This is a genomic window from Mesorhizobium sp. M2D.F.Ca.ET.226.01.1.1, from assembly GCF_004022705.2.
Lineage (GTDB): Bacteria > Pseudomonadota > Alphaproteobacteria > Rhizobiales > Rhizobiaceae > Mesorhizobium.
The window spans coordinates 158,696-171,468 of the sequence record NZ_RZOY02000006.1 but is presented as its reverse complement, the minus strand read 5'-3'; the positions used below and the strand labels follow the sequence as shown (position 1 = coordinate 171,468).

The 12,773-nt window shown below is 64.7% G+C and carries 13 protein-coding genes; 8 read left to right on the top strand and 5 right to left on the bottom strand.

Annotation, left to right across the window (positions count from 1 at the left end; genetic code table 11):
- Positions 1-7: 7 nt before the first annotated feature.
- From EN869_RS15900 to EN869_RS15890, 3 genes are all read left to right on the top strand, one after another.
- On the top strand, positions 8-493 hold the full coding sequence (locus EN869_RS15900) for a CreA family protein (protein WP_189341207.1): 486 nt from the start codon (positions 8-10) through the stop codon (positions 491-493).
- Between the two features lie 59 nt (positions 494-552).
- Positions 553-1,194, top strand: coding sequence for a DapH/DapD/GlmU-related protein (locus tag EN869_RS15895; protein WP_127228906.1), 642 nt, complete (start codon positions 553-555; stop codon positions 1,192-1,194).
- 328 nt (positions 1,195-1,522) lie between these two features.
- Complete coding sequence (locus EN869_RS15890; RefSeq protein WP_167498503.1) at positions 1,523-1,951, top strand: low affinity iron permease family protein; 429 nt, start codon at positions 1,523-1,525, stop codon at positions 1,949-1,951.
- A gap of 7 nt (positions 1,952-1,958) precedes the next feature.
- On the opposite strand, the gene EN869_RS15885 is transcribed toward EN869_RS15890, so the two are convergent.
- Positions 1,959-2,825: an SDR family NAD(P)-dependent oxidoreductase gene (locus EN869_RS15885; RefSeq protein WP_127228905.1), complete on the bottom strand. Its 867-nt coding sequence runs from the start codon at positions 2,823-2,825 to the stop codon at positions 1,959-1,961.
- Between the two features lie 131 nt (positions 2,826-2,956).
- On the opposite strand from EN869_RS15885, the gene EN869_RS15880 reads away from it, so the two are divergent.
- On the top strand, positions 2,957-3,238 hold the full coding sequence (locus EN869_RS15880) for a hypothetical protein (RefSeq protein ID WP_127228904.1): 282 nt from the start codon (positions 2,957-2,959) through the stop codon (positions 3,236-3,238).
- A 5-nt stretch (positions 3,239-3,243) separates the two neighbouring features.
- Here the strand turns inward: EN869_RS15880 and EN869_RS15875 are convergent, their stop codons facing one another.
- Positions 3,244-3,819, bottom strand: a complete 576-nt coding sequence (locus EN869_RS15875) for a TMEM175 family protein (RefSeq protein WP_127228903.1) — start codon at positions 3,817-3,819, stop codon at positions 3,244-3,246.
- Between the two features lie 137 nt (positions 3,820-3,956).
- Here EN869_RS15875 and EN869_RS15870 point away from each other — a divergent pair, with 137 nt between their 5' ends.
- Positions 3,957-5,165, top strand: a complete 1,209-nt coding sequence (locus EN869_RS15870; protein ID WP_127228902.1) for an MFS transporter — start codon at positions 3,957-3,959, stop codon at positions 5,163-5,165.
- Between the two features lie 6 nt (positions 5,166-5,171).
- Here the strand turns inward: EN869_RS15870 and EN869_RS15865 are convergent, their stop codons facing one another.
- The 3 genes from EN869_RS15865 to EN869_RS15855 form a co-directional block, all read right to left on the bottom strand.
- Positions 5,172-6,644, bottom strand: a complete 1,473-nt coding sequence (locus tag EN869_RS15865) for an MATE family efflux transporter (protein WP_127228901.1) — start codon at positions 6,642-6,644, stop codon at positions 5,172-5,174.
- Between the two features lie 90 nt (positions 6,645-6,734).
- A complete protein-coding gene (locus EN869_RS15860; protein ID WP_245489347.1) occupies positions 6,735-8,150 on the bottom strand; it encodes an esterase-like activity of phytase family protein in 1,416 nt (471 codons plus the stop codon).
- Positions 8,151-8,496: 346 nt separating this feature from the next.
- A complete protein-coding gene (locus EN869_RS15855) occupies positions 8,497-9,522 on the bottom strand; it encodes a LacI family DNA-binding transcriptional regulator (protein WP_127228899.1) in 1,026 nt (341 codons plus the stop codon).
- A gap of 199 nt (positions 9,523-9,721) precedes the next feature.
- On the opposite strand from EN869_RS15855, the gene EN869_RS15850 reads away from it, so the two are divergent.
- From EN869_RS15850 to EN869_RS15840, 3 genes are all read left to right on the top strand, one after another.
- Positions 9,722-10,753 carry a Gfo/Idh/MocA family oxidoreductase gene (locus tag EN869_RS15850; RefSeq protein WP_127228898.1) on the top strand — a complete coding sequence of 344 codons (1,032 nt, stop codon included), beginning with the start codon at positions 9,722-9,724 and terminating at the stop codon, positions 10,751-10,753.
- A gap of 2 nt (positions 10,754-10,755) precedes the next feature.
- Complete coding sequence (locus EN869_RS15845; RefSeq protein WP_189341208.1) at positions 10,756-11,661, top strand: sugar phosphate isomerase/epimerase; 906 nt, start codon at positions 10,756-10,758, stop codon at positions 11,659-11,661.
- 83 nt (positions 11,662-11,744) lie between these two features.
- A complete protein-coding gene (locus EN869_RS15840) occupies positions 11,745-12,752 on the top strand; it encodes a substrate-binding domain-containing protein (RefSeq protein ID WP_126060124.1) in 1,008 nt (335 codons plus the stop codon).
- The last annotated feature ends 21 nt before the right edge of the window (positions 12,753-12,773 follow it).

Here is a 12,773-nt window from a genome sequence, read left to right as displayed (position 1 = left end):
GCAATCTTTGCGAAAACTGATCGGTTTATTCGCCGTATGTCTTGCCCTCAGCGCCGGCGCGGCCGTGGCCGACGAGGTGGGCAAAGTGGGTGTCGACTGGGTCGGCAACGACATCATGATCGACGCCATCAAGGACCCTAAGGTCGACGGCGTCACCTGCCATGTCGCCTATTTCGACCGCAGCATCATCGACCGGCTGCACAAGGGCAACTGGTTCGAGGATCCGCCCGATTCCTCGATCTCCTGCCGCCAGACCGGGCCGATCACCATCGGCGACATCGATATGGGCGAGGGCGGCGAGGAAGTGTTCAAGCAGGGCCTCAGCCTGATCTGGAAGAAGCAGGTGGTGAACCGCATCTACGACAAGAAGAACGAGACGCTGATCTATCTGTCGCATTCGCGGCAGGTGCAGAACGGCTCGGCCAAGATGTCGGTCACCACCGTGCCGCTCTACGGCCAGAACGTGGTGTGGACGAAGGGCAAGCCGCAATAGGTTCGAGCGGATTATCTGTCCCGCTTGCGGGAGCAATCGCGCGGGCGTAAAGCCCGGGCATGGACCGCCCTGAAAACCTCGTTCTCAAGGACTCCGAGCCGCGCATCCATCCGACGGCGGAGCTGAAGGCATGCAAGCTCGGCCGCTATGCCTCGATCGGCGAGCGGGTGATCCTGCGCGAGGTGAGCGTCGGCGATTTCTCCTATTTCGAGCGCCATTCGGAAGCAATCTACACGACGATCGGCAAGTTCTGCTCGATTGCCGCCAACAGCCGCATCAACGCGCTCGAACACCCGATCGAGCGGCTGACGCAGCACAAGGTCGGCTATCGGCCAAACGAGTATTTCCGCTGGCTGGGCGTCGACGCGGCTTTTCGCGCGCGGCGTCAGGCGAAGTCGGTCAGCATCGGCCACGATGTCTGGATCGGCCACGGCGCGGTCGTCATGCCTGGTGTCGTGATCGGCAACGGCGCCGTCATCGGCGCCAATGCCGTGGTGACGCATGACGTCGCGCCCTACACGATCGTCGCCGGCGTTCCGGCAAAGCCACTGCGTCAGCGTTTCTCCGCCGACGTGGCGGCGCGCATCGACAGCCTCGCCTGGTGGGACTGGGCGCCCGAGAAACTGGCGAGAGCAATCCCCGAAATGCAGGCCATGCCGATCGAAGCCTTCCTCGATCGCTGGGAAGACAATACCCACTGAGGCGAACCAGCGGCGGAACGCCATCAGGCGCCGCGGCGCTACCCGGATGCTAAGCTCTGCCCTCGGGGATAGTTGCCCCTTCCGCCATGCGGGGGTGGCGCAGCGGAAGGGGCTCGAGGTAAACCGCCGAAGCGGAAGGAACAGGCTCTCTTGCCTGCACCGGCACTATCGCAAACAACCGATAAGGTGCTTTTTCACACGGCTGCGCTTCTGGCGTGTGTCTGATTGCAGCCGCGCGCAGGCTCGAAAATTCAAATCCTTGGAACCGGAGGGGGCGGCAGCTTGTTTCTTCGCAAATGCCTGCGCGTCCACGATTTTCGGGATTTGCATGATCGAGAAGATTTTTACCAGGATAGCCAACTGGGTGGCGCATCTGGCTGGCCTGGCGCCTACCTTCGCCATTTGCTTGCTGATCGTGGTTGCATGGGCGGCAAGCGGCCCGATCTTCGGTTTTTCCGACACTTGGCAACTGGTCATCAACACCGGCACCACCATCGTCACCTTCCTGATGGTGTTCCTGATCCAGAACACGCAGAACCGCGACGGCGCGGCGATCCAGGCCAAGCTGGACGAACTGATCAGGGTCGGCCGCGCCCACAACCAATTCATCGGTATCGAGCACCTGACGGAATCGGAGGTCAAAGAGATCCGCGACAAATGCGAGGCGGCGGCGAAGCGGCACGACCGCAAGATCGCCGAGGAGGCCAAGAAGGCCTTGACCGGCAAGACCCGCGCCAAGAAGAAAACCGCCGCTTGAGTGCCCGTCAGCGGCTCATAAAGGCGGCGAAGGCGTCCTTGTGATCGGGATGCCAGCGCGACAGAGCCGGGCGGTTCTCGATGATGTCGCCGATCGCCCAGGCCATGCGCTTTTCATCCGTCGGCCGCGCGACCTCGTTGTCGGGGCAAAGGATGTAAAAGTCGTCGTCGATCAGCGATGCCAGCATGAAGTCGATCACCTGTTCGCCGGTCCAGGCGCCGGCGGGCTTTTGCGTCGCGCCTTCGGTCAGGCCGGTATAGGTGAAGCCGGGGATCAGCAGATGCGCCGAAACCTTCGCCCCAGGCTCGTTGCGAAGCGCGTGCGCCAGCCCTTCGGTGAACGTCTTCACGCCGGCCTTGGAGACGTTGTAGGCGAGGTTGCCGGGCGGCGTCGTGATGCCCTGCTTGGAACCTGTGTTGATGATCAGGCCGGGCTTGTCCGCCGCGAGCATGCGCGGCACGAAGGCCTCGACGCCATGCACGACGCCCCAGAAATTGATGTCCAGCAGCCGCTTCCAGGCATCACGGTTATCCCAAGGCTTGCCCGGATTGTTGCCGACGCCGGCATTGTTCATCAGCACCGACACCGGGCCGAAGGCGCCGTGCGCGAGGTCCGCCAGCCGGTCGACCTCTTCCGCCTTGGAGACGTCGGTCGGGATCGGGAGGACGGCATCCTGGCCGGCGATCGCCGCAACGGCCCCTCTTGCCTGGTCGAGGCGCATGCCACCGATATCGGCCAGCACCGTCTTCATGCCCATCGCCGCGAAGCGTTTCGCCGCGGCGAGGCCGATGCCGCTGGCGCCGCCGGTGATGACGGCGACATTGCCGGAAGCGAAAGCGGGCAGGGCGGTCTGGATTTCGGCGTCGCTTGTCATGATTTTCATCCTTGTTCGGGCCCGGCCGAACTTAACGCCGGCCGCCGCCGAGGCAAGGCCGGTTCGTCTGCAACGGGTTGACCACCGCAGCGCCCGCCGCGCATGTTGTCCTGAAAAAAGGAGTTCGGCATTTGACCGACTGGATCGGAATCCTGAAGGAGCAGACCGTCAATGGCGACCAGATGGGCCGCGAGGTGCCGAAGATGCTGGCCAATCCCGATATCAGCGAGACGCAGGTGAAGACGCTGTTCGCGGCGCTGGAAAAGCAGGCGGAATTCGCCGAGAAGCTGCGGCTGGCGCTGGAGAAGTTCGGCCACGACTTCCCGGTCATCAAGGCGGCCGAACGGCTGGAGGAGCGCTATGCCGACCTTGCCGCTTCGGCGGCCGAGAAGCTGAAGGCGATGCGAAGCTAAATTAGCTATTTTTCTAGCAGCCTTTCGAACCGCTTGTCCGGTACGAACCAGATCATCGCTACCAGCACATAGATCGCGACACCGAGCCACTGGTTGACGAAGGTCAAAGCTATGGCCGCGAGGTATAGCGCCAACGAGATCTTTCCCTTGCGGTCGTTGCCCAACGCTCTGGCGAAGATGCTTTCCGGGTCGTGCAGGCGGTGGAGGGCGGCCGAGAGGATGTTGAAGCCGACGGCGCAGAGCGCCAGGTCGACGCCGTAGACCGCGACGGGCACCGGCGCGAAGTGGTTTTCGCCCATGAAGGCCGTCGTCACCGGCATCAGTGACAGCCAGAACAGCATGTTGAGGTTCGCCCACAGCACCCACCCGTCGACGCGCTGCACGGTATGGAACATGTTGTGCAGATTGTTCCAGTAGATGCCGACATTGATGAAGGACAGCACATAGCTGAAGAAGACAGGCCACAGCGGTACAAGGGCCGAGAAATCCTCGCCGTGCGGCACTTTCAACTCCAGCACCATGATGGTGATGATGATGGCGACGACGCCATCGGTGAATGCCTCGACCCGTCCCTTGCCCATGATTCCTCCCTCGCTCTCGTCAGACGTTACGGGAGGACGCGGCGCCTGACCATCCTGCCGAAATTGTCAGGAGGAGATTAGGTGGCAGGAACGGCGCCACTATATAGGCGTTGGGCTTGCAACCACCGGAGGTGGCCATGACCAGCTACGCTCAAACCATGACGCGTGACAATGAGCTTGGCGGGAACGCCGCGAAGGCCGCCGTCGCCGCCATGATCGCCGCGCTTTTTGCCGGCAGCACTGCGCTGACGCCGCTCTACGTGATCTACAAGCAGGCCTTCGGCTTCTCGCAGATCACGCTGACGCTGGTTTATGCCGTCTACGTCGTCGGCAATCTCACGGCGCTGCTGTTCTTCGGCCGGGTGTCGGATGTCGTCGGCCGTCGTCCCGCCGCGCTCGCCGCGATGGCGGTTGCCGTGGTCAGCGCGCTGCTTTTCCTGTTCGCGGAAAATCTCGCCTGGCTCGACATCGCGCGCATTCTGAGCGGCCTTGGCATCGGTGTCGGCGCAGGCGCCGGCACCGCCTGGCTTGCCGAATTGATCGAGGGCCAGGACAAGTCACGCGCCGCCGTCATCGCCACCAGCACCAACTTCATCGGCCTTGGGGTTGGCGCGCTGATCTCGGGGCTGCTTGCCCAATATGCGCCGTGGCCGCTCAGGCTGACATTCGCGGTCTATCTCGTCCTGCTTGCGGTGGTCACTTTGCTGATCTGGCGCACGCGCGAAACGGTCTCCTGCCCCGGACGGCTCTCCGCCGTCTCGCTGCGGCCGCAACTCTCCGTGCCCGACAACATCCGCGCTCAATTCGTCGCGCCGGCGGTGACGGGCTTCGGCGCGATGGCGCTGGTCGGCTTCTATGCGGCGCTGGCGCCAAGCATCCTGGCGCAGCAACTGCATGTCGCCAACCACGCGGAGGCAGGTGGACTTTTCTTTGAGCTGTCGATCGTGGCGGCGGCGACCATCGTCGGCACCACATGGCTCACCAGCCGCTCCACCATGCTCGCCGCGCTGGTGCTGATGATCCCGACCGCAGCTTTGATCGTGGCGGCGCAGGTCTATGCCTCGATGGTCCTGATGATCATTGCGACAGCGGTCTGCGGCGTGGCGGGGGCGTTCGGCTATCGCGGCGGCCTGCAAGTGGTGAACCAAATCGCGCCGGCAGACCGTCGTGCCGAAGTGGTATCGGCATTCTTCATCTGCTGCTTCTGCGGCAATGCGCTGCCGGTGATCGGCATTGGCGTCCTGTCGAGCCTGACCAATGCCACGACGGCAAGCCTGGCCTTTGCCGGAATGATCACGGCTTTCTCGCTGGTCGCGCTGGGTTTCGGCGCCAAATACGTGCGGTAGCGGACCTCAACTGGCCGGCGTCTCAGGGGCAAGATTGGCACGCTGGCGCGGCAAGCCAAGGCCGGTGTCCGGCGGCTCGCCGGCGGCCGGCCTGTCCTCGATCATATGCATGGTCCGCCACCGGCCGAAGCGGTAATAGGCGGCGGCCAGCGCCAGCGAGGTGATGGAGCCGGCCGGAAAACTCCACCACAGCGCTTCCTGGCCGATCCAGCTCCTGAAGTAGTAGGCAAAGCCGGTGCGCACGATCAGCACCGAGATGACCAGGATGACCAGCGGCGGCATGACGGCGCCGGTGGCGCGCACCGTGGCGAACAAGACGATGGTGATGCCGAACAGGATGAACGACCAGGACGCCGCCTTGTTGATGTGGGCGGCGATGTCGATCGCGGTGCTGTCGCCGCTGAGGAAAAGGCTGAGCACGGCGCGGTCGAAGACGAAGAGCAGCGCCACCAGCGCGCCGGTCAGCATCAGGTTGAAGCCTACGCCTGAGGCCGCGACCTTGCCGATGCGGTCCCAGCGGCCGGCACCGACATTCTGCGCCGCCATGGAGGAGACGGCGGCGCCGATGGCGAGAGCCGGCATCTGAATGTAGGTCCAGAGCTGGGCGGCAATGCCGTAGGCGGCGGCGACCTGCGAGCCATAGGAATTGACGATGCCCATCACGGTGAGCGCGGCGGCCGAGATGACGATCATCTGCAATCCCATCGGAGTGCCCTTGAAGACGACGATGCGTAGCAGCGCCGGATCGGGTCTAAGCAGCGCAAGGTCGGTACCCGCGAGTCGCAGCGGGTGCTTGCGGACATAGAGCACGATCAGGATGGCGATCACGCTCACCGTCTGGCCGATCAGCGTCGCGGTGGCCGAGCCGGCGATGCCGAGTTCGGGGAAGGGGCCGATGCCGCGGATCAGCAGCGGATTGAGCACGACGTCGAGAACGACCGCCAGCGCCATGAAGACAAACGGCGTGCCCGAGTCGCCGGCGCCGCGCAGCACGGTCATGACGAAGGACAGAAGGTTCGTCATCGGCACCGCGGCGAAGATGATGCGCAGGTAGCTGCGCGCCAGCGGCAGCGCGTCGGCCGGCGTGCCGAGCCCGGCGAGGATGGCGTCGACCCAGATCCAGCCGCAGACGGCGAATATGACCGAGATGAGGAAGAAGAAGGTCGCGCTGGTGCCGACGATGCGCTTTGCTTCAGGCAAGTCGCGGGCGCCGACCGATTGCGCCACCAGGATGGTCGCCGCCATGCCGATGCCGAAGACCGTGCCGAGGATCAGGAACAGCACCAGATTGGCGTTTGAGGTGGCGGTGAGCGCCGCCTCGCCGAGGAAGCGGCCGACCCAGACCGCGTTGATCGAGCCATTCAGCGACTGCAGCACGTTGGAGCCCAGCACCGGCAGCGCGAACAACAGCAGCGTGCGCGGGATCGGCCCGCTGGTCAGGTCGCCGACGCCCGGGCGGGCAGGCTTTTTGTCATCCATGGAGGCACCGGAAATGAGTCAGGCCTGCGATGCTATCGCAGGCCTGAGGCACATGCACCCCTTTCCGGGCGAGGCAGATGGCCAGGCGACTTACTGGGTGTTGCTGGAAAGGCCGGGCAGGGTGACCTGATAGACCAGGAAGGTGGTGTCGACATCGGCGCCATCATCGGCCTTGTAGGGCGCGCCGACTTGGAAGCCGTCCTGGGTGAGGAAGTCGTTGTCGTTGGCGACGAACAGGAAATAGTCGTCGGGCAGCTTCGGGTCGAGCACCGGGGCCAGCGACATCGCCTCCCACTTCTCCGAGAGGTTGTTCTTGTCGTTCGGTGCGCCGTTGTGCAGGCCGAAGCGGCCGAGCTCGGCCGGGTCGTTGATGTCGATGAACGGCGTCAGCTTCGCCGGTGTCACCGACGCATCGACCACGCCCTTCGGCGCGACCGGCTTGTCGGCCGCGTCGAAAGGACCGTTGGCGATATCGGTCGCGCCGGAGAGATCGACAATGTTGATCTTGCGGTAGAGCGACTCGTCGCCCTTCACGCCCTGGCCGTTGCCGCTGTCGCGCGCCAGCATCAGGAAGCTGGTGTCGGAGAGCGCCACGATCTCGCTCTGCGCGGCCACCTTGGTCTTGCCCTTGGCGTCCTTGAACACCGGCAGCGGCACGACATATTCGTGCGCCAGCTTGAGGTGGGCGAGGTCGGAGGCGTCATAGACCAGCGCGCGTGTATTCTGGCGGGTCGAGCCGGAATCGCCGCCGTCCTGGCGGGTCGCCGACTGCAGCACCGCGATCAGGAACTTGCCGTCCGGCGTCAACGACATGCCTTCGAGGCCCTGGTTGTTCTGGCGGCCGGTCTCGGGATCCTTCGGGTCGGGCTCGGCGGCGCCCGGGCCGGGATTGTCGGAAGCGAAGTTCGGCTTGCCGTGGCGCATCGGCACCAGGGCCGCCGGCGGCTGCGTCGCCGACATCAGACGGCCTTCGGCCGAGAAGCGGTAGATGTTGGGGCCGTACTCGTCGGAGATGAACATTGTGCCGTCGGGCAGGCGCACGATCGCTTCGTCGTCCAGCGAAAGCTTGCCATTGTCGGCCTGCGGCAGGATCGGCATGTCGCCGGCAGCTTCGCGCACGCCGTTCAGCGGATCGAGGCCTGTGGTGTCGGCGCCCTTGTCATCGGTCAGCAGCATGGTGTCGGCAAGCGTCGCCTTGACGCCGGTCTGTTCCTGTCCGGCGGCGGGCGCGGCGCCCGGCGCGGTTGGGGAGAGCTCGATCGCGATCGTGTTGACGCGGGCGCGATAGTCCGTGGTGCCGGCGACGTTGTAGCCGCGATCCGGCAGCAGCCAGAGCGAACCCTTGTAGCCGGCGCCGTCGCGTGACCAGCCCTTGGTGTCGATCGCCATGCCGGAACCCGACCCGAAAGTCTCGCCGAACTTGTCCTTCTGGCCGGCCGGAATGCGGCCGATGCCGACGAGCCCCTTATTGACATAGGCGACGCCGTCGGCGAGCGCCGGTGTCATGGCGGTGAACAGGGCAAGCGCCGCGCCGAGCGCGACGGTTCGGTTGAGATGTTTCATCGATATCCCCTTCGTGACGAGCAGAGCGGCCAACGAGCTCAAAAGGGCGCGGCATTGACGATACGGCCAGCCCTTGCCATCGAGCGGTCTAGGACGCGAACGTGATGGTTGCGTGACAGGCGACGGCTTCTTCCTTCTCCCCCTGCGGGAGAAGGTGGATCGGCGCGATAGCGCCGAGACGGATGAGGGGTGTTCTAGCGGAGCGAGGCGTTGGCTTTCCCTGGAGCACCCCTCATCCGACCGAGCTTCGCTCGGCCACCTTCTCCCACAAGGGGAGAAGGAAAAGGCGCTAATCGCTTTCTCTTGCGACAAGCTCCAACGGCCAGACTTCTCGGATGATGCGTGTGCCTTCGGGACCTGCGAAGGCGGGAAGGGAGGCGAGCAGCATCTCGGCCAGACGTCTTCCCATGGGCTCCAGCGACGGTCGGAAGGCGGTCAGCGCCGGCGAGAAATAGCGGCAGAGTGGCGTGTCGACGATGACGATCACCGCGATATCGTGGCCGGGCCTGATGCCCATCTCGGCCAGCGCCTTGCAGCCGCCGAGCGCCATTGCGTCATTGTTGAAGATGATGGCCGTCGGCCGGTCCCTGGAGAGCATCACGCGCGGCGTCACCTGGTAGCCGCCGGTCTCGTTGATGAAGCCGTCGGCGATCAGGCCGGGGTCGACTTCGAGGCCGTGCCGCTTCAGCGCCTTGCGGTAGCCGTCGAGGAATAGGTAGCCGAAGTTGAGATCAAGCGAAGGGCGGATGGCGGCGATGCGGCGGTGGCCGCGCGCGACCAGCCGGTCAACGGCTTCATCGCCGGCCCTCTCGAAATCGATATCGAGCGAAGGATAGGTGTCGCCGCCGGATTGACTTCGGCCAAGCGTGGCGAAGGGAAAGCCAGCCTTGCTGAGATAGTCGATCCGATCGTCTTCCCGCCGTGTGTTGGCCAGCACGACCGCGTCGGCCCGGCGCGTCTCAACCACGCGGCGGAGCCTCTCTTGCTGATATTGGCCGGGCTCGCCCATGACGACCATCAGATCCAGGTCATGCTCGGCGAGCCGCGCCTGCAGACCGATCAGGAACGGGATGAAGAACGGCTCGCCATATTGCTGGTCGCCGGGATGCGGTTGCAGCATGAAGGCGATCGAATGGGTGGCGCCTTTCCTCAGACTCCGGCCGGATTGGTTGGGAGAATAGTTCAGCTTCCTGGCGGCCTCCAGCACGCGCTGGCGCGTCTCCGCGTTGACATCGGCGCGGCCGTTCAGCGCGCGGGACACGGTGCCGATCGAAATGTTCAGGTGACGCGCGAGATCGTGGATGCTGGACGCCAAGGCCGGTTCTCCCCCTGCCTTCGCTAGCACCAGCCGCCCTTCAGGCCAAGCAGTGGATGTCGATTTTTCGCGAGCAGGTGATTGACATTCTACGCCATCGGGTGTGTTCTCGTAAACGTTTACGGAAAAACGTTTACGGTGATGCCGTGGATGCCGTGATACTCGGCCTGGAGGGGGCCGAGCGGAGGAGGAGCGCTGGATGATGAAGGTCGTCCTGGTCGGGTGCGGAGCCATGAGCAAGCAGTGGCTCGATGCCGCAAGGCGGATCGACAGGCTTGCCATTGCCGGCCTCGTCGATCTCGATGCCGAGCGGGCCAAGACGAGGGCGCGCGAATACGATCTCGCCAACGCAGTCATCGGCACCAGCCTCGACGCCGTCCTTGATCAGACGAAGCCCGACGCCGTGTTCGATGTCGTGGTGCCGGCGGCCCGCCGCGAGGTCGCGCTTTCGGCCTTTGCCCATCATTGCCACCTGCTCACCGAAAAGCCGCTGGCCGACAGCCCCGAGAATGCGCAGGCCATCATCACTGCGGCGCGCCAGGCCGGGCGCGTCCACGCCGTCGTCCAGAACCGGCGCTATGTCGCCAATGTCAGGCGAATCCGGCGCTTCCTGGACTCCGGCGCCATCGGCAAGCCGACCAGCATCCATGCCGATTTCTTCATCGCGCCGCATTTCGGCGGCTTTCGCGAGGAGATGGCGCATGTGCTGCTGCTCGACATGGCGATCCACACCTTCGATGCCGCGCGCTACATGGTCGCCGGCGAGCCGGCCAGCGTCTATTGCCAGGAATGGGAACCGGCCAGTTCCTGGTACCGGCAGGGCTCGTCGGCGAGCGCCGTCTTCGACCTCGGCGGCGGCAAGGTCTTCACCTATGCCGGCTCCTGGTGCGCCGATGGTTTCCGCACCAGTTGGGAAGGCAGCTGGCGCATCGTCGCCGAGCGGGGCAGCCTGTTGTGGGACGGCGATGACGGGCTGAAGGCGGAGGTGGTTGCGTCCGGCCGCGACGGTATCATCGACAAGACGCAAGCCATCGAGGTGCCGGCGCTCGATCCGGCCGACCGCGTCGGCGGACATCTCGGCATCATCCAGGATTTCATGCGCGCGATCGAAACCGGCACCGAGCCGGAGACCCGCGGCGCAGACAACATCAAAAGCCTCGCCATGGTGTTCGGCGCGATCGAAAGCGCGGAAACCGGACGGCGCGTGGCGATCGCGACCCAGGAAGGATGACGATGCCGAACCCGCTTCTCGATATCAGGATCGGCACCATGGTGCGGGCCAATCTCGACGATCCGGCCGCCTACGTGAAGCAGATCCTGCCGCTTGGCTTCGAGAGCATGCAGCCTTTCTTCTGGCAGACGCTGGGCGGCAAGGATCTGCCCAGGCTGGCCGGCCAGATCAAGGAAGCGATCGGCGATGCCGATGTGACGGTGTCGTCGATCGGCGTGTTCGGCAATCCGCTCGAAAGCGGCGAGGTCGATCGCGGTGTGCTCGCGGCCTGGGAGACGGTGATCGATAACGCGCATCTGTTCGGCGCTTCCACGGTCAGCGGCTTCACCGGACGCATCCGTGGCAAGAAGCTGACCGACAGCCTGCCGCGTTTTCGCGAGGTGTGGGGGCCTCTGGCCAGGCGCGCCGCCGATAAGGGCGTGCGCATCGCCTTCGAGAACTGCGCCATGGACGGCAACTGGGCAAGCGGCGACTGGAACATCGCACACAATCCCGACGCTTGGGAGCTGATGTTCAACGAAGTGCCGGATGAGAACCTCGGCCTCGAATGGGAGCCCTGCCATCAACTCGTCTACCTGATCGATCCGATCCCGCAGATCCGCAAATGGGCGCCGCGCATTTTCCATGTCCACGGCAAGGACGCGACGGTGCGCTGGGACGTGATCCGCGAGCATGGCGTGTTCGGCCGCCTGCCTTTCGTGCAGATGCGCACGCCAGGCTTCGGCGACAGCGATTGGACGCGCGTGATCAGCGAATTGCGGCTGGCCGGCTACAAGGGCGCCATCGACATCGAGGGATGGCACGACCCGGTCTATCGCGACGATCTCGAGATCACCGGGCAGGTCCGGGCGCTGGAATATCTCAAGCAATGCCGGGGAGGAAATAGCTACCTGCCCAATCCGGTTTGAGTGCCGGCCGGCGGGAGGAGCCGGCCGATCCGAGCAACTGTTGAAAACCCTTGATCGCGAGGGACCAAAAGGGAGGAACGTGCATGAGCATCACGACCAGAAGAACTGTTCTGCGCTCGACCGTCGTGGCGGCCGCCACGGCGCTCTGCGCCTCGATTTCCACCTTGCCGGCAAAGGCGCTTGACGCCCAATGGTGCAAGGACGTCCACATCCGCTTCTTCGTCGGCGGCGCCGAGGGCGACGCCTTCGGCACCATCGTCTATAATGGCGCCAAGCAGGCAGCGGCCGATCTCGGGCCGAAGGTCGACTACATCTTTTCCGGTTGGGACGTCGAAAAGATGGTGCAGCAATTGCGCGAGGCGGTCGCCGTCAAGCCCCAGGGCATCGCCATGATGGGCCATCCGGGCGACGCCGCGATCATGCCGCTGGCCGAACAGGCGCATAAGGACGGCATCAAGATGATGTACCAGAACGTTCCGGTGCCGACTGTGGTGGCGGCGTTCGGGGGCGGTTATGTCGGCGCGCAGCAGGAGCAGCAGGGGCGCGCGCTCGGCGCCGAGGCGTTCAAGTTGGCCGGGCTGAAAGCCGGCGACAAGGCGATCATGATCGGCCCGTTCGAGAATGAGAGCCGCGGCGCGCGCGAGCGTGGGACGGTCGCCGCGCTGAAGGAGGCGGGCGTCGATGTCGTTCAGATCAATTCACAAACCGAATGGGCAGCCGATCCCAATCTCGCGATCCCGCCGATCACTGCCGCGCTGCTCAACAATCCCGGCGTCAAGGCGGTCGGTTATCCCGGCGGGCAGATGCTGGGCAATGTCGCCACCTATATGCAGGCGGCGGGCAGGAAGCCCGGCGACATCTTCAATTTCGGCTTCGACACCAGCCCACAGATCGTCGAGGCCTTCAAGGGCGGCTGGGTGCAACTGACGGCCGACCAGCAGCCGTTCATGCAAGGCTACCTGCCGATCCTCAGCCTGTGCCAGCAGGTGGTGCTGGGGCTGGCGCCCATGAATGTCGACACCGGCGCCGGCTTCGTGACGCCGCAGAACTACGAGATCGTCTCAGAGCTCGCCAAGCAGGCGCTGCGCTGACCTCCCAGGCCGCCGGCCGGG

Coding starts and splice junctions, on each gene's coding strand:
- EN869_RS15845 (WP_189341208.1), top strand. CDS start 10,756: ATGCCGAACCCGCTTCTCGATATCAGGATCGGCACCATGGTGCGGGCC.
- EN869_RS15865 (WP_127228901.1), bottom strand. CDS start 6,644: ATGGATGACAAAAAGCCTGCCCGCCCGGGCGTCGGCGACCTGACCAGC.
- EN869_RS15870 (WP_127228902.1), top strand. CDS start 3,957: ATGACCAGCTACGCTCAAACCATGACGCGTGACAATGAGCTTGGCGGG.
- EN869_RS15840 (WP_126060124.1), top strand. CDS start 11,745: ATGAGCATCACGACCAGAAGAACTGTTCTGCGCTCGACCGTCGTGGCG.
- EN869_RS15885 (WP_127228905.1), bottom strand. CDS start 2,825: ATGACAAGCGACGCCGAAATCCAGACCGCCCTGCCCGCTTTCGCTTCC.
- EN869_RS15895 (WP_127228906.1), top strand. CDS start 553: ATGGACCGCCCTGAAAACCTCGTTCTCAAGGACTCCGAGCCGCGCATC.
- EN869_RS15890 (WP_167498503.1), top strand. CDS start 1,523: ATGATCGAGAAGATTTTTACCAGGATAGCCAACTGGGTGGCGCATCTG.
- EN869_RS15860 (WP_245489347.1), bottom strand. CDS start 8,150: ATGACACCGGCGCTCGCCGACGGCGTCGCCTATGTCAATAAGGGGCTC.
- EN869_RS15850 (WP_127228898.1), top strand. CDS start 9,722: ATGATGAAGGTCGTCCTGGTCGGGTGCGGAGCCATGAGCAAGCAGTGG.
- EN869_RS15875 (WP_127228903.1), bottom strand. CDS start 3,819: ATGGGCAAGGGACGGGTCGAGGCATTCACCGATGGCGTCGTCGCCATC.